This window comes from Streptomyces aidingensis (assembly GCF_900112355.1).
GTDB classification, from domain to species: Bacteria; Actinomycetota; Actinomycetes; order Streptomycetales; family Streptomycetaceae; genus Streptomyces; species Streptomyces aidingensis.
On sequence record NZ_FOLM01000001.1, the window covers coordinates 472,603 to 492,482 of the forward strand.

The 19,880-nt window shown below is 71.8% G+C and carries 22 protein-coding genes and 1 pseudogene; 6 read left to right on the forward strand and 17 right to left on the reverse strand.

What is annotated here, in order from left to right; genetic code table 11:
• Positions 1–4: 4 nt before the first annotated feature.
• From BM242_RS02130 to BM242_RS29140, 4 genes are all read right to left on the reverse strand, one after another.
• The gene (locus BM242_RS02130) at positions 5–532 is read right to left on the reverse strand and encodes a DUF6879 family protein (protein WP_093836851.1); all 528 of its coding nucleotides are present in this window, start codon (positions 530–532) and stop codon (positions 5–7) included.
• Positions 501–767 carry a hypothetical protein gene (locus BM242_RS02135; protein ID WP_093836852.1) on the reverse strand — a complete coding sequence of 89 codons (267 nt, stop codon included), beginning with the start codon at positions 765–767 and terminating at the stop codon, positions 501–503. The genes BM242_RS02130 and BM242_RS02135 overlap by 32 nt, the downstream gene beginning before the upstream one ends.
• Before the next feature lie 152 nt (positions 768–919).
• The gene (locus tag BM242_RS02140) at positions 920–1,306 is read right to left on the reverse strand and encodes a hypothetical protein (protein WP_093836853.1); all 387 of its coding nucleotides are present in this window, start codon (positions 1,304–1,306) and stop codon (positions 920–922) included.
• Entirely contained in the window at positions 1,303–1,500 is a 198-nt protein-coding gene (locus BM242_RS29140; protein ID WP_175541213.1) for a hypothetical protein, read from the reverse strand. Before BM242_RS29140 ends, BM242_RS02140 begins: the two co-directional genes overlap by 4 nt.
• 95 nt (positions 1,501–1,595) lie before the next feature.
• Between BM242_RS29140 and BM242_RS02145 the strand changes: the two genes are divergently transcribed.
• The 4 genes from BM242_RS02145 to BM242_RS02160 all read left to right on the forward strand — a co-directional run bounded on the left by BM242_RS02145 (position 1,596) and on the right by BM242_RS02160 (position 3,346).
• On the forward strand, positions 1,596–1,823 hold the full coding sequence (locus tag BM242_RS02145) for a hypothetical protein (protein ID WP_245833810.1): 228 nt from the start codon (positions 1,596–1,598) through the stop codon (positions 1,821–1,823).
• On the forward strand, positions 1,824–2,006 hold the full coding sequence (locus BM242_RS02150; protein ID WP_093836855.1) for a helix-turn-helix domain-containing protein: 183 nt from the start codon (positions 1,824–1,826) through the stop codon (positions 2,004–2,006). It begins immediately after the preceding gene.
• A gap of 59 nt (positions 2,007–2,065) precedes the next feature.
• Entirely contained in the window at positions 2,066–2,320 is a 255-nt protein-coding gene (locus BM242_RS02155; protein ID WP_093836856.1) for a hypothetical protein, read from the forward strand.
• 168 nt (positions 2,321–2,488) lie between these two features.
• Positions 2,489–3,346, forward strand: a complete 858-nt coding sequence (locus BM242_RS02160) for a tyrosine-type recombinase/integrase (RefSeq protein ID WP_245833748.1) — start codon at positions 2,489–2,491, stop codon at positions 3,344–3,346.
• Positions 3,347–3,456: 110 nt separating this feature from the next.
• Here BM242_RS02160 and BM242_RS31015 read toward each other — a convergent pair whose 3' ends face one another.
• The 6 genes and pseudogenes from BM242_RS31015 to BM242_RS02195 all read right to left on the reverse strand — a co-directional run bounded on the left by BM242_RS31015 (position 3,457) and on the right by BM242_RS02195 (position 9,696).
• Positions 3,457–4,608: a CPCC family cysteine-rich protein gene (locus BM242_RS31015; protein ID WP_342746937.1), complete on the reverse strand. Its 1,152-nt coding sequence runs from the start codon at positions 4,606–4,608 to the stop codon at positions 3,457–3,459.
• 87 nt (positions 4,609–4,695) lie between these two features.
• Positions 4,696–5,259 (reverse strand): annotated as a pseudogene (locus tag BM242_RS02175) (Uma2 family endonuclease); the annotation flags it as partial.
• Positions 5,260–5,316: 57 nt separating this feature from the next.
• Complete coding sequence (locus tag BM242_RS02180) at positions 5,317–5,529, reverse strand: hypothetical protein (protein WP_093836858.1); 213 nt, start codon at positions 5,527–5,529, stop codon at positions 5,317–5,319.
• A gap of 6 nt (positions 5,530–5,535) precedes the next feature.
• Entirely contained in the window at positions 5,536–5,931 is a 396-nt protein-coding gene (locus BM242_RS02185) for a carboxymuconolactone decarboxylase family protein (RefSeq protein WP_093836859.1), read from the reverse strand.
• A 66-nt stretch (positions 5,932–5,997) separates the two neighbouring features.
• On the reverse strand, positions 5,998–8,127 hold the full coding sequence (locus BM242_RS02190) for an ATP-binding SpoIIE family protein phosphatase (RefSeq protein WP_093836860.1): 2,130 nt from the start codon (positions 8,125–8,127) through the stop codon (positions 5,998–6,000).
• 69 nt (positions 8,128–8,196) lie between these two features.
• Positions 8,197–9,696 carry a substrate-binding domain-containing protein gene (locus BM242_RS02195; protein WP_093836861.1) on the reverse strand — a complete coding sequence of 500 codons (1,500 nt, stop codon included), beginning with the start codon at positions 9,694–9,696 and terminating at the stop codon, positions 8,197–8,199.
• Between the two features lie 376 nt (positions 9,697–10,072).
• On the opposite strand from BM242_RS02195, the gene BM242_RS02200 reads away from it, so the two are divergent.
• The gene (locus BM242_RS02200; RefSeq protein WP_093836862.1) at positions 10,073–11,296 is read left to right on the forward strand and encodes a S8 family peptidase; all 1,224 of its coding nucleotides are present in this window, start codon (positions 10,073–10,075) and stop codon (positions 11,294–11,296) included.
• Between the two features lie 312 nt (positions 11,297–11,608).
• The gene (locus BM242_RS02205) at positions 11,609–12,361 is read left to right on the forward strand and encodes a GntR family transcriptional regulator (protein WP_093836863.1); all 753 of its coding nucleotides are present in this window, start codon (positions 11,609–11,611) and stop codon (positions 12,359–12,361) included.
• A 14-nt stretch (positions 12,362–12,375) separates the two neighbouring features.
• Here BM242_RS02205 and BM242_RS02210 read toward each other — a convergent pair whose 3' ends face one another.
• The 7 genes from BM242_RS02210 to BM242_RS02235 all read right to left on the reverse strand — a co-directional run bounded on the left by BM242_RS02210 (position 12,376) and on the right by BM242_RS02235 (position 19,876).
• Entirely contained in the window at positions 12,376–15,036 is a 2,661-nt protein-coding gene (locus tag BM242_RS02210) for a SpoIIE family protein phosphatase (protein ID WP_245833749.1), read from the reverse strand.
• Between the two features lie 120 nt (positions 15,037–15,156).
• Positions 15,157–15,357: an SPOR domain-containing protein gene (locus BM242_RS02215; protein ID WP_093836865.1), complete on the reverse strand. Its 201-nt coding sequence runs from the start codon at positions 15,355–15,357 to the stop codon at positions 15,157–15,159.
• A gap of 30 nt (positions 15,358–15,387) precedes the next feature.
• Complete coding sequence (locus tag BM242_RS30705) at positions 15,388–15,513, reverse strand: hypothetical protein (RefSeq protein ID WP_281254654.1); 126 nt, start codon at positions 15,511–15,513, stop codon at positions 15,388–15,390.
• Between the two features lie 156 nt (positions 15,514–15,669).
• The gene (locus tag BM242_RS02220; protein ID WP_175541257.1) at positions 15,670–16,425 is read right to left on the reverse strand and encodes a succinate dehydrogenase/fumarate reductase iron-sulfur subunit; all 756 of its coding nucleotides are present in this window, start codon (positions 16,423–16,425) and stop codon (positions 15,670–15,672) included.
• 62 nt (positions 16,426–16,487) lie between these two features.
• Positions 16,488–18,500, reverse strand: a complete 2,013-nt coding sequence (locus BM242_RS02225) for a fumarate reductase/succinate dehydrogenase flavoprotein subunit (protein WP_093836867.1) — start codon at positions 18,498–18,500, stop codon at positions 16,488–16,490.
• A gap of 105 nt (positions 18,501–18,605) precedes the next feature.
• Positions 18,606–19,421 carry a hypothetical protein gene (locus BM242_RS02230; protein ID WP_093836868.1) on the reverse strand — a complete coding sequence of 272 codons (816 nt, stop codon included), beginning with the start codon at positions 19,419–19,421 and terminating at the stop codon, positions 18,606–18,608.
• A gap of 158 nt (positions 19,422–19,579) precedes the next feature.
• Positions 19,580–19,876, reverse strand: a complete 297-nt coding sequence (locus tag BM242_RS02235; protein ID WP_093836869.1) for a hypothetical protein — start codon at positions 19,874–19,876, stop codon at positions 19,580–19,582.
• Positions 19,877–19,880: the final 4 nt, after the last annotated feature.

Below are 19,880 nucleotides of genomic sequence, written 5' to 3' on the forward strand. Positions count from 1 at the left end.
GGGATCAGACGGTGAACTTCTCGTGGTCGATGCCGCGTTCCCACACAGCCTCGAACGCGGCGACGACCATCTTCACCACGTCGGGGTCCTCGTTGAACTCATGTCCTGCCCAGTCGCCGTCCCCGGTGAACCAGTGGAACATCACCCGCCGGTCGTCGATCAGCCACAGGTCGTTTCCGGGAAGGGCGATGTCGGAGGCGAGACGACGCGGGAGCCAGCGGACCTGCTCACCAACGGCGACGTTGACCGCGGTCAGGGCGTGCTCCCACCGGATGTAATCGGTCACCGGCTCGGACACGATCCGGGCCCGGCGCATCTGGACGCCCCTGGCGACCGTTTCGCGCACCAGCGGGGTCCAGCCCTGCCAGAACGGCGAATCGGGGTCGAGGTCAGTCCGACCGGTCCGCAAGAACTCCTCGAAGCTGTCCTTCTCGTCGCCGACGCTGTAGACGTCGCGCATCTCCAGGTGGACGGCGGTGCGCTGGGCGGACCGCAACAGCTCAGCGAAGTCCGGCACGCCGTTCTGCGACATCACACGCCTCCCTCAAAATCGGCACCATGCGGGCGGGGATGCGGATCACCGTCTCATGCGCGGGAATTCCCGTGTCGTGTCCGGCGACCCACTCCGTCTCGCTCACCTGGGCCTTCAGCAGCTTGTCGGCCTCCTCGCCCTGGAGGACGAGGTCGGCCGTCTCTTCCTCCACCCACACAGTCGGCGAGCCGCCTCCGGTGGTCTCCGGGTCGATTCCCACGAACTCTAGGGCCATGGTGCCCTCCCGTTCCAAGTCGGTTGCGGGTTCTTGCGTTGCGACGCTTCCCGAGCGGTTGTGCCGGGTCAAGGGAGCGAGGCGTTCTTCGCGTCAGAATGGCTTGTTCACGCGGATTTGTAGTCCGCCGGTCACTCGGCCCACGTCTGCGGTCACGCCGCCGCATCGTCCAGTTCCTCGTACCCGTCCACGTAGCTGTGGCCGTTCAAGTGCGCCGCGATCTTCCCGATGCCCCGCTCGCACCGGTACCGCGTCGCCCTGCCCGTCACGCCCTGCAACGCGCCCGCCTCGTCGTCCGGCAGGTCCGCGCCGTAGCGGAGGACAAGGGCCTGGCGTTCGGCAGAGGTGAGCGGGGCGGTCGCCCAGCCCCGCCGGATGTCGGCGAGGTGGGCGAACAGAATGCCCGCGGCCTTCGGGTCGACCGTGCCCTTCGGCATGTCGGCGTCCGGGGCTGTCGGGTTGCGGATGCCGTACGCCGCTTCCTGGTCCCACACCGCCGGAAGGAGGTGCTCGACGAGTCGCCGGTCGTAGGCCGTCACAGGCCACTCCTCTCCGCCTTGTGCCGGGCGGCCTCGTAGGAGACGTGTGCAGTGCGGTGCTTGGCTTCGGTCAGCCAGCGGTCCCGTAGGCGCTGGGACAGCCAGCAGTGCAGAAGGCCGGACCCCGCGTCGGCGAGGATCTGCCGAACGTAGGAAGCCCGCTCGGCCACGACGGCCACGCCCCCTTCACTCACTCCGCCGCCTCGGCCGCCCGAGGTGCCTGCCAGATTCCCACCTGCCCATGCGACAAGTTCCGTAAGTAGAACCAGGAAACCGAGACGTGACGACCATGACCGTTGACTTCCGTGCCTGCCCGTGCGGCTCCAAGCGTGCGTATCAGGACGAGCGAGCCGCCCCAAAAGCCCTTGGGAAGGCTCAGGCGAAACGCCAGCGCACAGCTGAACGCAAGGGCACCCGTCGAGGAATCCACTACGAGAACCGCTACTACGAGTGCGAGTTCGGCCGATACCACTTGACCAGCCAGAGCCGAGCCGACTACGAGGCGGTGGCCGCGTAAGTGCCGACAGGCGGAAGTAACCGGCTGCTGACCCCGGAAGAAGTCGCCGAGTGGCTGAAGGTCAGCGAAATCACGGTCCGGAACAAGTATCGCGCGTGGGGCCTGAAACCCCAGAAGGTCGGACGCCTCTTGCGATCCCGTGAGCGCGACATCGTGGCCTACCTGGACGAGAACTACGGCTGAGCCGTTCCCTTTTCTCCTGCGGGAGAGCCATGCCCTTTTTCACTAAGAAAGGAGGCCATATGGCCACCGTCTTCCAGAAGTGCAAGACCGATGAGACAAACAAGTTCTACCCCTGCGAGAAGAACCGCTGCGGCCACAACTGGACGGTCAGATACCGCGAGCCCGGCGGCCGGACGGCCCGCCAGCGAGAGAAGACGTTCGCCAAGAAGACCGGCCCCGATGGCGCCGACGCATTCGCGTCGAAGGTCGAGCACGACAAGGGCATGGGCGTCTACCTCGACCCCAAGCGAGGAGCCATCACCCTCCGCGCCTGATCGAAAGAGTGGCTCGGGCTCCAGATACTCGCCGAGGGCACGCGGCGGAACTACGAGGGATTCACCAAGAACCACCTCGTTCCGCACCTTGGCCGGAAGACGCTTGCCGGACTGACCAAGAAGGACTTCGAGAAGTTCGTCGCGGACCTGCACCGGAACGGCGAGGGCATGGCCGCGTCCACCATCAACGACCGCATGAAGTTCGTGGCAGCCATGGTGCAGGCGGCCGTTACCGAGAAGCGCATAGCGGAGAACCCTGCGGCAGGCGTGAAGGTCCCCCGGACGAGCTCGCTCGCCGTGGATGAGGACGAGATCCCGACCCTCGAAGAGGTCGACCTCATCGCGAAGCACATCTCTCCGCAGTACCGGCTGACGATCTACTTGCAGGCAGGGGCCGGCCTCCGGATCAGCGAGACCCTCGCCTTCGCTACGGAGTGTCGCCGAACCGACTTCATTCGTATTCGCTGGCAGGTCAGCTCGAAGGCGAACCGCGGGGACTGCCGGACACGGTTCGTGCCCCTGAAGCACCGGGCGGAAGGGGAGTACCGCGACATCCCCACGGCGCCGTTCCTCGAAGAGGAGATCGACGCCCATATGGAGCAGTGGGAAGCCGTGCCCGTGCCCTTCAAGGACAAGGCGGGCCGAGACAAGGAGCTGGAGGTCTTCTTCGCGCCCCCAGAGCGGGGCAAGGGCACCATGCCCACGGCCACGACATACGCGTACCACTTCAGAAGGGCGCTCAAGGTCGCCGGCCTCGTCCGGGGGGACGGCAAGCCGAAGTACACCCCGCACGGTCTCCGCCACTTCTTCGCCTCGACTGCCCTGGCCAACGGCATCCCCATCCATGAGGTCTCGCGGTGGCTCGGCCACAAGTCGATCAAGACCACGGTCGACACGTATGGGCACCTCGTGCCTGGCGCGTGGCACCGCTGCCGAGAGATCATGCAGGAGGCCATGCGGCCTGTGCCGGTGGAGGTGCCGACCGAGGCGCCGCGGGAGGCCGAAGGGTACGAGGAAGCGGTGTAGGTGCTGACCTTGATCTCCCGTGCTGATTCTGTGCTGACCTCGACCCGCGGGAACCCCGTTATCGCAGGTCGGAGCGGTGTTTCAAACGTTCCGTTTCAACGTCTGAACGATCATGCGGAACGCCCTCTGACCTGCGGTGGAGGGGGTGCGGCGCGTTCACGGTCCGCACGGAGTGCCCCCGGCTTCGCCGGGCGGCAGCAGCCTTCCACCGCGCCAACCGCTCCCGCATCCGCTCCGAACTCCAGCACGCCCACACCCTGCGGACCGCCGCGAAGACCTTCCGGCACCAGCCGCCCCTCACCTTCGGATGCTTCCAGCAGGGACCAGGTGCGCGACTCTTCGACCAGGTGCTCCCAGGGCGCGGTCCAGTCGACTTCCCGGTCCAGGCCGGGGCCGTGGACGCCGTCTGTGCGGCCGGCGTCCACCCGCCAGAACTGGGAGCAGAGGATCACCTGGGCGTGGTCGGCCAGGTCGTTGATGATCTCGGTGAAGCCCCGTTCGCGGACGGTGGGGTTGTCGCTGTCCAGCAGGCCGATGAGAGCGGGGCCGCAACGGGGGTCGGCCACCTCCTCGAAGACCTCGACGGCGGTCAGCTGACCGAAGCCGCCGAGGGAAGGCAGGCCGTCGATGACGGCGGGTATGGCGTCGGCGCCGGTCCGGATCAGCTCGGCGCGGGCGTCGTAGGACTCGTCGGCCTTGCCGTCGAGCTGCCGGACGAGTGTCTCGATGTGGGAGGTCATGACGCGGAGTGGTCCCGGCGATAGAAAGTGGGGAGCCACCAGCAGAGCACCGAGCGGTCGTCGGGCCAGGGGGCGCGGTCCTCGGCCGCCCAGTCCTCGAAGGCGTGTCAGGTCGATGGGGCGCCAGGCGGGGTCGAGCGGCTCGTCCTCGGCCGGCGGGCGGACGTACCGCCGGCCGAGCTGGTCGGAGGCGCCGAACTCCTGGTAGTTGCGCTGGGCCTCGACCAGGGAGACCTTGTTCGCGCCGCCGGGCATGGTCGGCCAGCGGAACTGGACGTGGTCGTCCTCCCAGAAGCAGACGGGGCAGATCTCGTACGAGCCGGGCATCGCGTCCAGCACGCGGTGCCCGCAGCACGGGCAGGGGTAAGAGTTGCTCACCTGCGCAGTCTCGTTGCAAGTCCCGTCGGTGTGCCATGGAATGTGCTGCCTCAGCACGCCCGGCCAGTCCGCAGGACACCGTAAACGGCCGTCGGGAGCCGGTGTCCGCAGACGAGAGATCCTGGTCAGAGCTCTGGAGGGCATGTCGCCGCAGGTCGGGATCTGGCTTCGGGCATCCCTCTGCAGCGTGTGACGGTGCGGCCGGCCGCGCCGTGTCCGGTCAGGGGCCCGGGTCAGGCCGGTGAGGTCGATGTCCACCTCGAACGGGACGGGCCGGCGCAGTCGCTCGCGGAAGATTCCGGTGGGGGCGTATGCCCGGGCCGGACGGTCCAGCTCGTAGACGTGCACGACGGCGGCGTGGCTCTCGTCCTCCACACGCCAGTGGTGCGGGACGCCCGCCTCGGCGTACTTGCGCAGTTTGACGGTCCGGTCCCGGTGGGCGGACTCGGGCGAAACGACCTCGGCCACGAGCCGCACGTCCTCGGGGGCGTACCAGGTGCGGTCCGGGTCGTACGGGGCGGTGGTCACCAGCAGGTCGGGCTCGGGGCGGTTGCGCGAGTCCAGGCGGACCGTCATCTCCCGCTCCACCTCGGTCCCGGCCGGTGCCCGCGCCGGCAGTGCGGTGGTCAGCGCGGTGACGACGCGGGCGTGCCAGGACCGCTGGGGGGTCGTCATGAAGACGAGGGCTCCGTCGATCAGCTCGGTGTGACGCGGTGCCTCCGGGAGGCGGTCGAGGTCGTCCGCCAGCCAGCCCTCCGCGCGGGGCGGGTACATCCAGCCGGGCAGCACGCTCATGCCCTAGGTTGGCGTCCGTGGCCCGGGCCCGGGCCTGCCGTGCCCGGTGCGTGGTGATCATGCCGTGGGGGACGGCGGGGGCGGGCCGCCGAGGGTCCGGGTGTGCGTGTCGTAGTCGGCGAGGATGGCGCGGAGGTCGGACAGCGCCTCCGGGGGGATGTCCGGGGGCGCGGTCTCGGCGACATAGCGGGCCGCGGCCACGAGCGCGGAGAGCTCATGGGCATGGGCGGTCAGCCGCAGCACCCCCGGACGGTCCCAGGCGAGCCGCATCGCTGATCAGCCCGCCTTGGCGCTCAGGTAGTCCTTGATCTGTCCCAGCTCCTGGGCGAAGGTGTCGTAGTCCTCCTGCATGCCGTTGAGGTAGGCGCTCCAGCCCAGGGTGCTCTTGGCGTAGTGCGCCGCCTCCTGGATCTCCTCGTCGGTGGCGCCGAACAGCTTCGCGGCCTCGGTGTGGAACAGGGTGCAGTACCGGCACTTGGTCTCCGCGTGCACCGCGACGCCCATCAGTTCCTTGTACTTGTTGGGGATCAGCGTCTCGCCGAGCTCCAGTTTCTTGAAGATCTCCCACTCGTGCTCCAGGAGATCGTCGGGGATGCGGCTGAAGAAATGCGGGACGAGCCCGAGGGTGTCCTTGACCTCCGCCTCGATCTCCCCGCGGTTACGGCCGGCCATGGTGCTCACTTCTCTCTCGGCCGTGGTGGTGGATTGCTGTCGCTGTGCTTCCACGCTACGCCGGGCTCACCGGGGCGGCATTTCCTGTTCGGTCCAGATGGTCTTGCCGGTGGGGGTGTAGCGGCTGCCCCAGCGGTGGGCGACCTGGGCGACCAGGAACAGGCCCCGGCCGCCCTCGTCGGAGAGCCGGGCGCGGCGCAGATGCGGCTGGGTCTGGCTGGGGTCGGAGACCTCGCAGATCAGCCGCTGGTCGCGGATCAGCCGGATGCCGACCGGTCCGCCGGCGTAGCGGATGGCGTTGGTGACCAGCTCGCTGACGATCAGCTCGGTGGCGAACAGCAGCTCGGTCAGATCCCAGGCGGCGAGCTGCGCCGAGACCAGCGAGCGGACCTCGGCGACCCGGCTGGGATCGGCGGGCAGCTCCCAGACGGCGGTGGCGTCGTCCGGGGTCTCGCCCACCCGGGCCAGCAGCACGGTCAGATCGTGCCGGCGGGGCTCGGCGCGCAGCCGCTCCAGGATGTCCCGGGTGATGGTGTGCAGCGGCTCCCGGCCCGCCGCGGCGCTCCCCGCGGCGCCCGCGGCGCCCGCGGCGCGCTGGGCGCCGGCGCCCAGCAGGCCCAGATCACGGTCGGTGTCCCAGTTGCGGCCGGGCGGCCCGCCGGAGTGGAAGGCCAGCACATCGCCGCCGGCCAGCACCAGCTCCGCCGACTCGAACGGCTCGCCCGCGGTGCCCAGCGGCGGGCCGGGATGCATCTTCACCACATCGGCGGCGGTGTCCTCCCCGGCCCGGGCCAGCAGCGGTGCCGGATGGCCGGCGCTGGCCAGCAGGCAGCGGCGGCCGACCGGGTCGTAGACCGCGTACAGGCAGGTGGCGCGGAGCAGCGAGGCGGCACCCGCCGGGTCGCGCTGCCCCTGGTCCTCGCCGAACCGCACCACCAGGTCGTTGAGGTGGCTGAGCAGTTCGTCCGGCGGCGGATCCAGGTCGGCCAGGGTCTGCACGGCGGACCGCAGCCGCCCGGTGGCGCCCGCCGCGTGCACTCCGTGGCCGGCGACCTTGCCCACCACGAAGGCGACCCGGGCCGAGGACAGCGGGATCACGTCGTACCAGCTTCCGCCGGTGCCGGCCGCGGTGGCCGCCGGGGCGTAGACGCCCGAGGTCTCCGCCGCGGTGACGGCCACGTCCGGGCGGGGCAGCAGGCTGCGCTGCAGCGCCTCGGCGGTGCGCCGCTCCCGGGAGTAGCGGCGGGCGTTGTCCAGGCCGAGGGCCAGCCGGGAGCCGATCTGCTCGGTCAGCTCGGCGTCGTCGTGGTCGAACGGGGTCCGGTCGCCGGTCCGCCACAGGCCGAGCGCGCCGAGCACCGCGCCGCGCGCCCGGAGCGGCATGACCAGGAAGGAGGTGGCCGACCGGGTGAGCACCAGGCGGGCCCGGGGGGTGCCGCCGAGCTCGGCGCGGAGCGGGCCGAGATCGGGCAGCACGCCGGCCCCGCCGCGCCGCATGTGCGCGCTTTCCACGTCTCCCAGGGCGAAGGTCTCGCCGAGCTGGTGGATGTCGTCGGGCCAGCAGCCCCGGGCGGCGGCCACCGCGACCCGGCGCTGCGGGGTGCCGGTCACATACTCCCCGGGCTCCTCGCCGGCCAGCACCTCCTCGGTCAGGTCCACCGCGCCCAGATCGGCGAAGACCGGAACCAGCATGCCGACCAGTTCCTCGGCGCTCTCGGTGATGTCCAGCGAGCCGCCGATCCGTACCGCGGCGGCGTGCAGCAGGTCCAGCCGCTGCTGCACCCGCGGATCGGAGACCATGACCCCGGTGCCGCGGCTGTCCAGGGCGACGCGCAGGCCGAATTCGTCCCGGATCTCACCGTTCGAGGCGGGCGCCAGCCGCACCAGCAGCCGCGGTCCGGGTCCGTCCCCGGTCAACAGCGGAGCCACGCTCACCGAGGCGTCCAGCGAGCCGGCCAGCGGGCGGCGCAGCACGGCCTGCGCGGCGTCCGGGGCGTTCGCGGCCAGCCGCTCCCACAGGGAAGGGTCCCGGAAGAACCCGCCGAGCGGCCGGCCGCGGATCTCCGGCAGCGGCCGGCCCAGCAGCTCCGCCGTGGTCGCGGTGCAGGCCAGGACCGTCCCGTCGGCGTCCAGCACCAGCTCGGCCGACCACGGCAGCCCGCGGCCGGCCCCGCTGTGCTCCGCGGCATGGCCCACCCCTCCATTCAACGCGAGGGCCCGCCGATCCGCCTTCCGGGAGGCGGCCCGCTGCGCCGGGCGGGCGGGTCAGCCGTGCGGGTCGTCGCAGGAGATGCCGTAGTCGGACCCGGCGACGTCGCACGGCATGGTGGTGGGGGAGTCGAGCAGCCCCTGGGCCGTGGGCCGGGACAGGAAGTCGAGGAACTTCCGGGCCGGCGAGCCGGCCTCGGGCGTCCGGTAGGAGTAGAGGTACTGGACCTCCCAGAAGGGGTAGAAGCCGTCCTCGACATTGGCGAAGTTGGGGGCGAAGTCGTCGATGGCCACGGTGCGCACCCCGGAGAAGTCGGTGGCCGCCTGCGCCTCGGCGTAGCCGATGGCGCCGGGCACCCGGTTCACCTCGGTGAGCAGATCACCGGTGGAGCGCCGTTCGCAGCGCAGCGGGCCGTCGTCGCCATGGCCCGGGGAGCGGGTCCGGCAGTCGCCGGAATTGACGGCCAGCGGTTCGCCGAAGCCCAGCACCAGCCGTTCGAACAGCGCCCGGGTGCCGGAGCCGGTGTCCCGGCTGACCAGCGCGATGTCGCGGTCGTTGCCGTCCAGCTCGCTCCAGTTGGTGATCTCCCCCCGGTAGATCCGGTGGATCTCGTCCAGGGTCAGGCGGTCGATCCCGGCGTCGCGGTTGACCACCACGGCGAAGATGTTCAGTGCCAGCGGATGCTCGTCGAACTGCCGGTATTTCTCGTCGGCCCTGCCGTCGGCGACCGTGAGGTGGTCCGCGGCGGCCTGCGCACCCTGCTCCTGGCCGAGGGCGGCGAGCTCGAACAGCCCCTGCTCGCTGCCGGCCGGGTCCACCTCGATCACGGCGTCCGGGCAGAGCTCCATGTATGCCTCGGCCAGTTTCGTGGTGGTCGCCTCGAAGGCGGTGGAGCCGATCAGGGTGAGGGTGCCCGTGGCGCAGGCCGGGTCCCTGGCGTCCGGGTTGTTCACCACCCGCAGGGTGATGGCGCTGGTCACCACCAGCAGCAGCGCGACCAGGACCAGGTAGAGCGGGCGCGGGCCGGTCCGCTGCTTGTTCCGGACGATCCGGCCGCCGCTGATCAGCCCCTCGGTCTCCACCTCGCCGCCGGAGCCTTCGCCGGAAAGCAGCACCAGCAGCTTGAAGTGGTTCCCCGGGTTCAGCGCGAACGGCGGCAGGGTGATCCGGCTGCCCTGGTGGGTCAGCCGCTCCAGCCGCCGGATCAGCAGCCGGGGCTGGGCGTCGGTGACGATCACGGCCACCACCTGGCGGCCGTCGAAGTCGACGGTGAGCAGTTCCTGGATGTCCTCGCGGGTGATCGGTTTGCTGCCGTCGTTCTCCACCCGTACCAGGGCGAAGGAGGCGTCGGCGACCTCGCTGCCGTCCCGGTAGACCGTCAGGTCCGGGAAGCCGGGCGGCCCGTCGGGCGGGTCGCGCAGTACCGCGTCCATCTGCACCCGCCAGCCGATCCGCTTGCGCCGCCGGTCCAGCAGCCAGAGCACCACCGTGGCGGTCAACGCGACCAGGCCGACGATGACTTCGGGGTCCCAAAGGTCCCCCCAGAAATCCCCCATGTCCACTTCTTCCCCGGCCGGCCCCTCGTTTCGGTGGCCGGAACGGTACGTCAGGAAGGCCGGCGCGTTAACGCGCGTGGTGCGGGCGAGGGGCGGAGGGGACCGCCATGTGCGGGGACATGCGCCGGTGTGCGGATCTCGTGAGGGGCGTGAAGCCGGCCGGGGCCTGTGTGGATGCCGTGGTCATTCCGGCCATGCCTTCGTGCGCCCCTTGCCGATCTCCGGTGGCTGCACGAATCATTCATTGAGTGTCCTGTGCACGCCAAACCGGAGGAACCCGTTCCGCATTGGCGTGTCCGGGACGCCGTCCCGCGGAAACCCCGCGCTCCACCCCGGCAGGCAATCCCCACAGGACGAACCGTCAGGAGGCACACCGATGGCAGTGACGCCCCCCTCGTGGTGGCGCGGCGCCACCGCCGCGGCAGCCGGCGCAGCGGTGCTCCTCGGGGCCGGGAGCACCCTCCCGGCCGCCGCGGCGCCCGCCCCCGCCCCCGTACCGGAAGGTGAGATCGTCAACGCCGGCACCCCCGACGCGATAGCCGGCAGCTACCTCGTCACCCTCGACGACACCGCGCCGCGGGCCGCCTCCGCCGAAGCCGCCGGACTCGCCGAGCGGTTCGGCGTCGAGATCGAGCAGGTGTACGAGCACGCGCTCAACGGCTTCGAGATCGAGGCGACCGAGCGGGAGGCGCGCGCACTGGCCGCGGACCCCCTGGTGGCCGGGGTGATCCAGAACCAGGCGGTCCGGCTCACCGCCACCCAGACCGATCCGCCCTCCTGGGGCCTGGACCGCATCGACCAGCCCGATCTGCCGCTGGACGACGCCTTCGCCCATCCGGACCACGGCGGCGCGGGTGTCACGGTCTATGTGCTGGACACCGGGATCCACTACGAGCACGAGGACTTCGGGGGCCGGGCGGTGTTCGGCTTCGACGCCTTCGGCGGCGACGGCTCGGACCGGCAGGGCCACGGCACCCATGTGGCGGCCACGGCCGGCGGCGCCGCGTTCGGCGTGGCCAAGAGCGCCGAGATCGTCTCGGTCAAGGTGCTGGACGACGAGGGCAGCGGCACCCTCGCCTCGGTGGTGGCCGGCATGGACTGGGTCACCGGGAACGCCACCGGTCCCTCGGTCGCCAATCTCAGCCTGGGCGGCGAGGCCAGCCAGGCGCTGGACGACGCCGTGCGGGCGGCCATCGAGGCCGGGGTCACCTTTGTGGTGGCGGCCGGGAACGAGAACCAGCCGGCGGCCGGCACCTCGCCGGCCCGGGTGGCGGAGGCGATCACGGTGGGGGCGACCACCCCCTCCGACCGCCGCGCGGCATTCTCCAACTACGGCACGGCCGTCGACCTCTTCGCGCCGGGCAGCTCCATCACCTCGGCCTGGACCGGCTCGCCGACCGCCACCCACACCGTCTCCGGAACCTCCATGGCCACCCCGCATGTGGCCGGGGCCGCGGCGCTGTATCTCGCGGACCATCCGCAGGCCGCGCCGGCCGAGGTGGCCGCCGCGCTGGACCGGGCGTCGGCCAGGGGCCGGCTGAGCGACGAAGGACCGGGGTCGCCGGACAAGCTGCTCCAGGTGTTCACCGCCGGTCCGTAGCCGAAGGCGGGCACGGCACGGGGACGGGCACGGACCACCCGGGGATCCGGCCACCCGTCCACCCCCAAGCCGCGCGGGTCGCCGTCTGGTGTGAGCGGCGGCCCGCGCGTTGTGCGCTCCGCGGGGGGCCGGAGCCGGCCCCCGCCCGCCGCTTCGAGCTGGGCGGATGCCTTTCCGACGGCATGTGCGGGCGGCAGGAACTGCGTGTCAAGCGATGGCCAGTTCTTGCCTTGACCACGTTCTGTTGTCAAGCTGTTGCTGTTTGTCATTCGTGCATGGGAGCATGCATGGGAGCAGCCCTGGGAGGGCCTCGTGCCGTTCGGCGACCAGCCCGCGTATCTCCGCATCGCTGATGATCTCCGGCAGCAGATCGCCGATGGCACGCTGCCGCCCAATGCCAAGCTCCCCTCGCAGGCCGGCATCCGCGCCCGCTACGGCGTCTCCGACACGGTGGCCCTGGAGGCGCGCAAGGTGCTGATGGCCGAGGGGCTGGTGGAGGGCCGCTCGGGCTCGGGCACCTATGTGCGGGAGCGGCCGGTACCGCTGCGGCTGTTCCGCAGCGCCTACCGCACCCTGGGCGATTCCACGCCGTTCCGGCAGGAGCAGGCGGACGAGCGGCAGAGCGGCACCTGGGAGGCGAGCAGCGAGCGGCAGACGGCCTCGCCGGCCGTGGCCGAGCGGCTCGGGCTGGAGCGGGACGAGGCGGTGATGTGCACCCGGTATGTGTTCCGCGCCGGCGGCGGGCCGGTGATGCTCTCCACGTCCTGGGAGCCGCTGCGGCTGACCGGCCGGACACCGGTGATGCTGCCCGAGGAGGGGCCGCTGGGCGGGCGCGGCGTGGTGGAGCGGATGGCCGCCATCGATGTGGTGGTGGACAACGTCCAGGAGGAGGTGTGGGCCCGGCCGGCACTGGCGGCCGAGGCGGCGGTGCTCGGCGGCCAGCCCGGGCACGGGGTGCTGGTGATCACCCGCACCTTCCGCTCCGGCGGCATGGCCGTGGAGACCGCCGACATCATCCTGCCGGCCGACCGCTACCGCATCTCCTATCACCTTCCCGTCCGCTGAGCCCGGCGGCGGGCTCAGGGGGCTGTAGGCCCGGGCGGGAGGGGGAGTTCGAGCCAGATGGTCTTGCCGTGGGGCTCGCGGCGGGTGCCCCAGCGCTGGGCGGTGCGGGCGACCAGGGCCAGGCCACGGCCGCCTTCGTCGTCCGGTGCGGCGTCCCGCGCCCGCGGCGGGTCCGGCAGCGAGTCGGAGACCTCCACCAGCAGCCGGGTCCCGCGCACCAGCCGTACCCCCACCGGGCCGCGGGCGTGCCGTACCGCGTTGGTGACCAGCTCGCTCACCACCAGCACCGCAGGCTCGGTGAGCTGCTCCAGTCCCCAGTCGCGCAGCGTGTGCCGGACCAGGCTGCGGGCCCGGTAGGCCGCGACATTGCGGGCCGGGAAGCTCCAGGAGACGGAGGTCTCGCCGGGCAGCCCGCCCAGCCGGGCGGCCAGCAGCGCGATGTCGTCCTCCGCGCCCTGCCGCGGCACGGGGGCCGGCATGGCCGCGGCCCGGTCCCGGGTGGTGTCCGCGGGCGGCTGTGCTCCGGTGCCGGTGACGGTGCCGGTGCCGTCCGGGGTGAGCGCCGTCAGCACCCGGTCGCACAGGTCTTCCAGGGGCGGGGTGTCGCCCGTGGTGCGGCCCAGCACCGTGCGCATCCGCTCCAGCCCCTCGTCGATGTCCGAGCCGCGCCGTTCGATCAGTCCGTCGGTGTAGAGGACGAGGATCGCGCCGTCCGGCATATCGATCCGCCGCTCCTCGAACCGGGCGTCCTCCAGCCCCAGCGGCATGCCCTCCGGGAGGTGCAGGGTCCGGGCCCGCCACAGCCCGGTGTGCGGGCCCCGGGCGAGCAGCAGCGGCGGCGGATGCCCCGCGTTGGCCAGGACACAGCTCCGTTCCGCCGGGTCGTAGATGGCGTAGATGCAGGTGGCCATCAGCAGCTCGTCGGGCGCGGGTGCGAGATCGTCGCCCAGCTCGTTGAGGTGGCGCAGCAGCGCGGCGGGCGGCAGGCCCACCCCGGCCAGGGTGCGCACGGCGGTGCGCAGCCGTCCCATGGTGGCGGCGGCCTGCAGCCCGTGCCCGATGACGTCGCCGATCACAAAGGCCACCCGGCCGTCGCCCAGCGGGATGACGTCGAACCAGTCGCCGCCGGCCTCCGCGCCCGTGCTGGCCGGCACATAGCGGTAGCCCACCTGCACGCCGGGCGGCTCCGGCACCCGCTGCGGCAGCAGGCTGCGCTGGAGCATCACGGCGCTGTCCCGCTCCCGGGCGTAGAGCCGGGCGTTGTCCAGGGAGACCGAGGCGCGCGCCGCGACCTCCCCGGCCAGGGCCAGGTCCTCGCCGTTGAACGGGGTGCGCCGCCCGGAGCGGCTGACCACCAGCAGGCCGAGCACGGTGCCGCGGGCGCGCAGCGGCAGCACCATCAGCGAGTGGATGCCCAGCTCGATGGCGGCCCGCACCTTGGGATCGTCCCGGTAGGTGGTCTCGGCCAGCTCGCGTTCCGAGCCGACCAGATACGGGTAGCCGCTGAGCAGCACCCGGCCGAAGATCGAGCCGGGCTCGAAGGCGATGTCCTGGCCGGCGCGGAGCATCCGCTCCACGGCGGGGGTGAACTCCTTGGCGGCGACCCCGGTCTGGCGCAGCGGGGCGGAGGCCATCCGGGCCCTGGAGGGCAGCTCGCCGCCGTTGATCACCTCGTCCAGCAGCATGACCCCGGAGTAGTCGGCGAAGCGGGGCACCAGGACCTGGGCCAGCACCTCGGAGATGCGGCGCACGTCCAGCAGGTCGGCCAGGGCCAGCCCGATGTCGTCCAGCAGGGAGAGCCGCTGCCGGGCGTGCTCGATCTTCTCCAGCGCCTCGCGCCGCTCGGTGATGTCGATGACGGTGCAGCCCACGCCCAGGGGCCGGCCGCCGCGGTCGGTGAGCCGGCCGAAGGAGAGCGAGCGGGCGCCGCTCCGGTCGGGGGAGGGCATCACCAGATCGATCACGGACCGCCCGGTGCGCAGCACCTGCCGCTGGATCTCGTGGATCTCGCGCGACATGTGTTCGGGCAGCACCTCCAGCACGGTCTTGCCGACCACGTCGTCCGGGTGGACGCCGCTGAGCCGGGCCAGCGCGTCGTTGATCCGCAGATAGCGCAGGTCGGTGTCGAACAGGGCGATGCCCAGCGGGGAGGCGGTGAACAGGCCGTCCAGTGCGGCCAGGTCCTGTTCGACGGCGCGGATCCGGCTGGTCTCCACAAGGTTGGCGAGAATGAAAGGGGTGCGGTCGGGGTCGCGCAGCAGGGTGGCCCGGCCCTCCAGTTCCACGGTGGCGCCGTCCAGGTGGCGCATCGGGAGGATGCCGCGCCAGAGGCCGTCGCGCAGCAGGGCGCGGTAGATGGCGATGCCCCCGGGGTCGTGGCCCTCGGGGAAGAAGTCACTGAGGTGGCGCCCGATGGCCAGGCTGTCGGGCCAGCCGAGGATCTCGGTGGTGGTGGGGCTCCAGAGCACGACGCGGCCGTGCGCGTCGATCATCACGATGCCCACCCGCAGGACGTTCAGCAGCGATTCCGGGAACGGCGCGGAGCCGCCGCGGGACGCGGACGGGTCGGCGGGCTGCGCCGCCCGGGGCGCCGCGGCCCGGGCGGTGGGTGCGGCACGCCGTGCCGCACCGGTCCCGGCCATCGGCCGCCGGGCGTCCTCGGCACTCGCGCTCACGCTGTCCACGTCCCCTGTCAGGGCCCTGAGGGCCGGATCGGGCGGATGCAAAGATCCCGGAGAATCAGGCTTCGTCCGTTTTATACCTGATTACTCTGATATACCCGATTGTGCACGGGGTCAGCGGAGTGTGCTGTTCCGTTGTTCGACGCGCTCCACCAGATAGCGCCCCCAGCCCGCCGGGCGGGCTCCGGCAGCCGCCTCCAGGCGCCGGATAAGGCGCTGCGCCTCCGCGCGCGTGGCGCAGTGACCGATCCGGTAGCGGTTGCCGTTCTGGTCCTGGCGGACCACCTGCCACGGCCGCGGGTTGCGGTTGTTCATTCCTCACCCCCTGTGCGCATATGCCAGACCCTACGCCAGGACCTCACCGAGCGCACAGGGGACAAGACGGGAACTGGCCACGGCCATCCCGTAGTTGAGCAGCTCTGCGACACCGAGTGCCAGATGGTGCCGGGCGGTGCCGGGTGGTGGTGCCATGCGGTGCCGTGGTGATGGCCGGGCGGAGGGCGATTGCCTCCAGCATGCCCGCCGCCGGCCCGGCCGGGGTTTCCCGCCGGAAACCGCCGGGTGAACTCTGATCGTGAACGGCGGCGGCCCATCCGCCCCGCAGGCCGCCCCCGCGGACCCGGCCGCTCAGCCGCGGCGGCGCCGGATGGTGCGGCCCAGCCAGACCAGCGGATCGTACTTGCGGTCCGCCACCCGCTCCTTCATGGGAATCAGCGCGTTGTCGGTGATGTGGATGTTCTCCGGGCACACCTCCGTGCAGCACTTGGTGATGTTGCAGTAGCCCAGACCGTGGTCCTCCTGCGCGCCGGCCCGGCGGTCCAGGTCCTGTTCGGCGGCGGCGTCCAGCGGGTGCATGTCGAGCTCCGCGATCCGCATCAGAAACCGCGGCCCGGCAAACGCGGGCTTGTTGTCGTCGTGATCACGGATCACATGGCACACGTTCTGGCACAGGAAGCACTCGATGCACTTGCGGAACTCCTGCGAGCGCGCCACATCCTGCTGCGCCATCCGGTACTCGCCCGGCGCCAGCCCTTCCGGCGGAACGAACGCGGGCACCTCGCGCGCCTTGCCGTAGTTGAAGCCCACATCCGTCACCAGGTCACGGATCACCGGGAAGGTGCGCATCGGGGTCACCGTGATCACCTCGTCGCGCGGCAGCGCGGACATCCGGGTCATGCACAGCAGCCGGGGCCGCCCGTTGACCTCCGCGCCGCACGAGCCGCACTTGCCGGCCTTGCAGTTCCAGCGCACCGCCAGGTCCGGCGCCTGGGTCGCCTGGAGCCGGTGGATGACGTCCAGCACCACCTCGCCCTCGTGCGCCTGCACGGTGAACTCGGCCAGGCCGCCGCCGTCGGCGTCCCCCCGCCACACCCGCAGCCGCACCTGGTACCCGGCCGCCGGAGGTCCGCCGTCGCCGCTTCCGCCGCTGTCCTTCGCCGCTGTGGTCACTCATCCGCTCCTTGTGTTCCCCGAGCCGCCTGGTCCGGCTGCCCGCCCGCCGCGGCGGCTGCGGCGGAGCCCGGGCTCAGCACCTCCGACAGCTCCTCGGCGGTCAGATACTTGGCCAGCTCCTCCTTCTCGAACAGCTCCGCCAGGTCGGCGCGCATCGGCGGCATGGCGTGCCGCGCCACCTCGATCGCGCCGGCCACCCCGTCGCCGCCTTCCGCGAGGGCGCAGCGCAGCAGGACGCGCCGCCACTCCGGGTCCATTCGCGGATGATCGTCGCGGGTGTGGCCGCCGCGGGACTCGGTGCGCTCCAGCGCCGACCGGGCCACGCACTCGCTGACCAGCAGCATGTTGCGCAGGTCCAGGGCAAGGTGCCAGCCGGGGTTGTACTGCCGGTGGCCCTCCACCGCCATGCGCCGGGCGCGCGCGTTCAGCTCGCCCAGCCGGTCCAGCGCCCGGGACATCTCGCCCTCCCGGCGGATGATCCCCACCAGATCGTTCATGGTCTGCTGGAGTTCCTGGTGCAGGGTGTAGGGGTTCTCGCCCGCCCCGGCCGCCGGTGGTGCGGCCTCCTCCGGGGCGCCGAACGGGCGCAGCGCCTCGGCGCGCGCCGCCGCCACCGCCTCCTCGGCCACCTCCGGCGGCTCCCCGGCGGCGAACCCGGCCGCGTACTCGGCGGCGTGCAGCCCGGCGCGCCGGCCGAAGACCAGCAGATCGGAGAGGGAGTTCCCGCCCAGCCGGTTGGAGCCGTGCATGCCGCCGGCCACCTCCCCGGCCGCGTACAGCCCCGGCACGCCGGCCGCGGCGGCGGTGTCCGGATCCACCTCCACCCCGCCCATCACATAGTGGCAGGTGGGGCCGACCTCCATCGGCTCGGCGGTGATGTCCACATCCGCCAGCTCCTTGAACTGGTGGTGCATGGAGGGCAGCCGCCGCCGGATCTCCTCGGCCGGCAGCCGGGCGGAGACGTCCAGGAACACCCCGCCGTGCGGCGAGCCGCGGCCCGCCTTGACCTCGGCGTTGATGGCGCGGGCCACCTCGTCGCGGGGCAGCAGCTCGGGCGGGCGGCGGGCCCCGGCCGGATCGGTGTACCAGCGGTCCGCCTCGGCCTCGTCCGGGGCGTACTGCGCCTTGAAGACCTCCGGGACGTAGTCGAACATGAACCGCCGGCCCTCGCTGTTGAGCAGCACCCCGCCGTCGCCGCGCACCGACTCGGTGACCAGGATGCCCTTCACCGAGGGCGGCCAGACCATCCCGGTGGGATGGAACTGCACGAACTCCATGTTGATCAGGGAGGCGCCGGCCAGCAGCGCCAGCGCGTGGCCGTCCCCGGTGTACTCCCAGGAATTGGAGGTCACCCGGAACGCCTTGCCGATGCCGCCGGTGGCCAGCACCACCGCCGGGGCCCGGAGCAGGAAGAAGCGGCCGGACTCGCGCTGGTAGCCGAAGACGCCGGCCACCCGGCCGGAGGCGTCGGTGAGCACCCGGGTGACCGTGCACTCCTGGTAGACCTTCAGGCCGGACTCGAAGTCGCCGGTCTCCCGGTGGTCCTGCTGCTGGAGGGCGACCAGCTTCTGCTGAAGGGTGCGGATCATCTCCAGCCCGGTGCGGTCCCCGACATGCGCCAGCCGCGGATACTCGTGGCCGCCGAAGTTGCGCTGCGAGATCCGGCCGTCCGCGGTGCGGTCGAACAGGGCGCCCCAGGTCTCCAGCTCCCACACCCGCTCGGGGGCCTCCCGGGCGTGCAGTTCGGCCATCCGCCAGTGGTTGAGGAACTTGCCGCCGCGCATGGTGTCGCGGAAGTGGACCCGCCAGTTGTCCCGGGCGTTGGCATTGCCCATGCTGGCGGCGATCCCGCCCTCGGCCATCACGGTGTGCGCCTTGCCGAGCAGCGACTTGCAGACCACGGCGACCCGGCGCCCCTGCCGGCGTGCCTCGATGGCGGCGCGCAGTCCGGCGCCGCCGGCACCGACGATCACCACGTCCCAGCGCCGGCGTTCGACTGTGCTCATGGGTCTGCGACTCCTCGGTGGCTCGGTTCGGAGAACGGGAACGGAAAACGGGAACGGGAAACGGGAACGGGGACAGCGCGGGGCGGTGGGTTGGCGGGCGCGGGGTCAGAACAGGACGGGGTCGTCGAAAACCCCGGTGGCCAGCAGATAGACGTAGAGGTCGGCCAGCGCCAGGCTGAACAGCGAGCCCCAGGCCAGCTCCATGTGCCGGCCGTTCAGCCGGCTCGTCCAGGTCCACAGCCGGTAGCGCACCGGGTGGGCGGAGAAGTGCCGCAGCCGGCCGCCCATGATGTGCCGGCAGGAGTGGCAGGAGAGGGTGTAGCCCCACACCAGCACGATGTTCACCAGGAAGATCAGCGTGCCCAGACCCATGTGCCCCCACTCGTACTCGGCGTTGCGGAAGCCGAGCACGGTGTCATAGGTGAGGATCACGGCGATGGGCAGCGCCGCGTAGAAGAAGTACCGGTGGACGTTGTTGACGATCAGCGGGAACCGCGTCTCCCCGGTGTTCCGCTGGTGCGGCTCGGCCACCGCGCAGGCCGGCGGCGAGGCCCAGAAGGCGCGGTAATACGCCTTGCGGTAGTAGTAGCAGGTCAGCCGGAAGCCCAGCGGCAGGGCGAGGAAGATCAGCGCGGGGGAGAGCACCCACCAGTCGCCGAGCACCGCCCAGTTGGGTCCGCCCTGCATCTCCACGCAGTTCTCGGACAGGCAGGGGGAGTAGAAGGGCGAGACATAGGGCGCCGCGTAGTAGTCCGTGTTGGTGAAGGCCCGCCAGGTCGCGTAGACCACGAAGGCGGCCAGCGCCACGACGGTCACGGCCGGGGCCAGCCACCAGCGGTCGGTGCGAAGCTGCCGGGCCGCGATGGCGGCCCGTCCGGGGCCGGTGACGCCGGCCGGGGAACGGCTCTGCACGGTGGCCAAGGAGACCTCCCGGGGTCCGGGGAAGGGGGAAGCGGGATCGGGACCTTGAGAAGTGCGGGGTGGGGCGCGGACAGCGCAGCAGGCCCTTTCCTGGGGCGCGCGCCGGCCGGGGAGAGCCCCCCCCCGCGCGCTGTCGGCGGTGGCGGGCCGGCCGCCGGTCATGGTGCGTGGTGGTCTCGCACCCCCAGACCCTCGTCGTCCGCGTCGCTGGTCCACAGCCGGCGGTCGTACGGCGTATCGGGCACCACGATCATCTCGGGTGTCCCGGGCCCGGCACGCTCCTCCGGCCCGGCGGACCCCGCGAGCATCGAGAGACTCAGCCGCAGATGCTCGATATCGCTGCGTATGCGGCGCACATCCAGCCGGTCGCCCAGCTCGCGTTCCAGCCGCACGGCACAGCGTTTGAGCTCGTCCAGACTGCGCTCCGCGGTGCGGATTTCCTCGTGCAGGGACATCACG

Coding starts and splice junctions, on each gene's coding strand:
- BM242_RS02130 (WP_093836851.1), bottom strand. CDS start 532: ATGTCGCAGAACGGCGTGCCGGACTTCGCTGAGCTGTTGCGGTCCGCC.
- BM242_RS02135 (WP_093836852.1), bottom strand. CDS start 767: ATGGCCCTAGAGTTCGTGGGAATCGACCCGGAGACCACCGGAGGCGGC.
- BM242_RS02145 (WP_245833810.1), top strand. CDS start 1,596: ATGACCGTTGACTTCCGTGCCTGCCCGTGCGGCTCCAAGCGTGCGTAT.
- BM242_RS02155 (WP_093836856.1), top strand. CDS start 2,066: ATGGCCACCGTCTTCCAGAAGTGCAAGACCGATGAGACAAACAAGTTC.
- BM242_RS02160 (WP_245833748.1), top strand. CDS start 2,489: ATGGCCGCGTCCACCATCAACGACCGCATGAAGTTCGTGGCAGCCATG.
- BM242_RS31015 (WP_342746937.1), bottom strand. CDS start 4,608: ATGCCCTCCAGAGCTCTGACCAGGATCTCTCGTCTGCGGACACCGGCT.
- BM242_RS02180 (WP_093836858.1), bottom strand. CDS start 5,529: ATGCGGCTCGCCTGGGACCGTCCGGGGGTGCTGCGGCTGACCGCCCAT.
- BM242_RS02185 (WP_093836859.1), bottom strand. CDS start 5,931: ATGGCCGGCCGTAACCGCGGGGAGATCGAGGCGGAGGTCAAGGACACC.
- BM242_RS02195 (WP_093836861.1), bottom strand. CDS start 9,696: ATGGGGGATTTCTGGGGGGACCTTTGGGACCCCGAAGTCATCGTCGGC.
- BM242_RS02200 (WP_093836862.1), top strand. CDS start 10,073: ATGGCAGTGACGCCCCCCTCGTGGTGGCGCGGCGCCACCGCCGCGGCA.
- BM242_RS02215 (WP_093836865.1), bottom strand. CDS start 15,357: ATGAACAACCGCAACCCGCGGCCGTGGCAGGTGGTCCGCCAGGACCAG.
- BM242_RS30705 (WP_281254654.1), bottom strand. CDS start 15,513: ATGGCACCACCACCCGGCACCGCCCGGCACCATCTGGCACTCGGTGTC.
- BM242_RS02225 (WP_093836867.1), bottom strand. CDS start 18,500: ATGAGCACAGTCGAACGCCGGCGCTGGGACGTGGTGATCGTCGGTGCC.
- BM242_RS02235 (WP_093836869.1), bottom strand. CDS start 19,876: ATGTCCCTGCACGAGGAAATCCGCACCGCGGAGCGCAGTCTGGACGAG.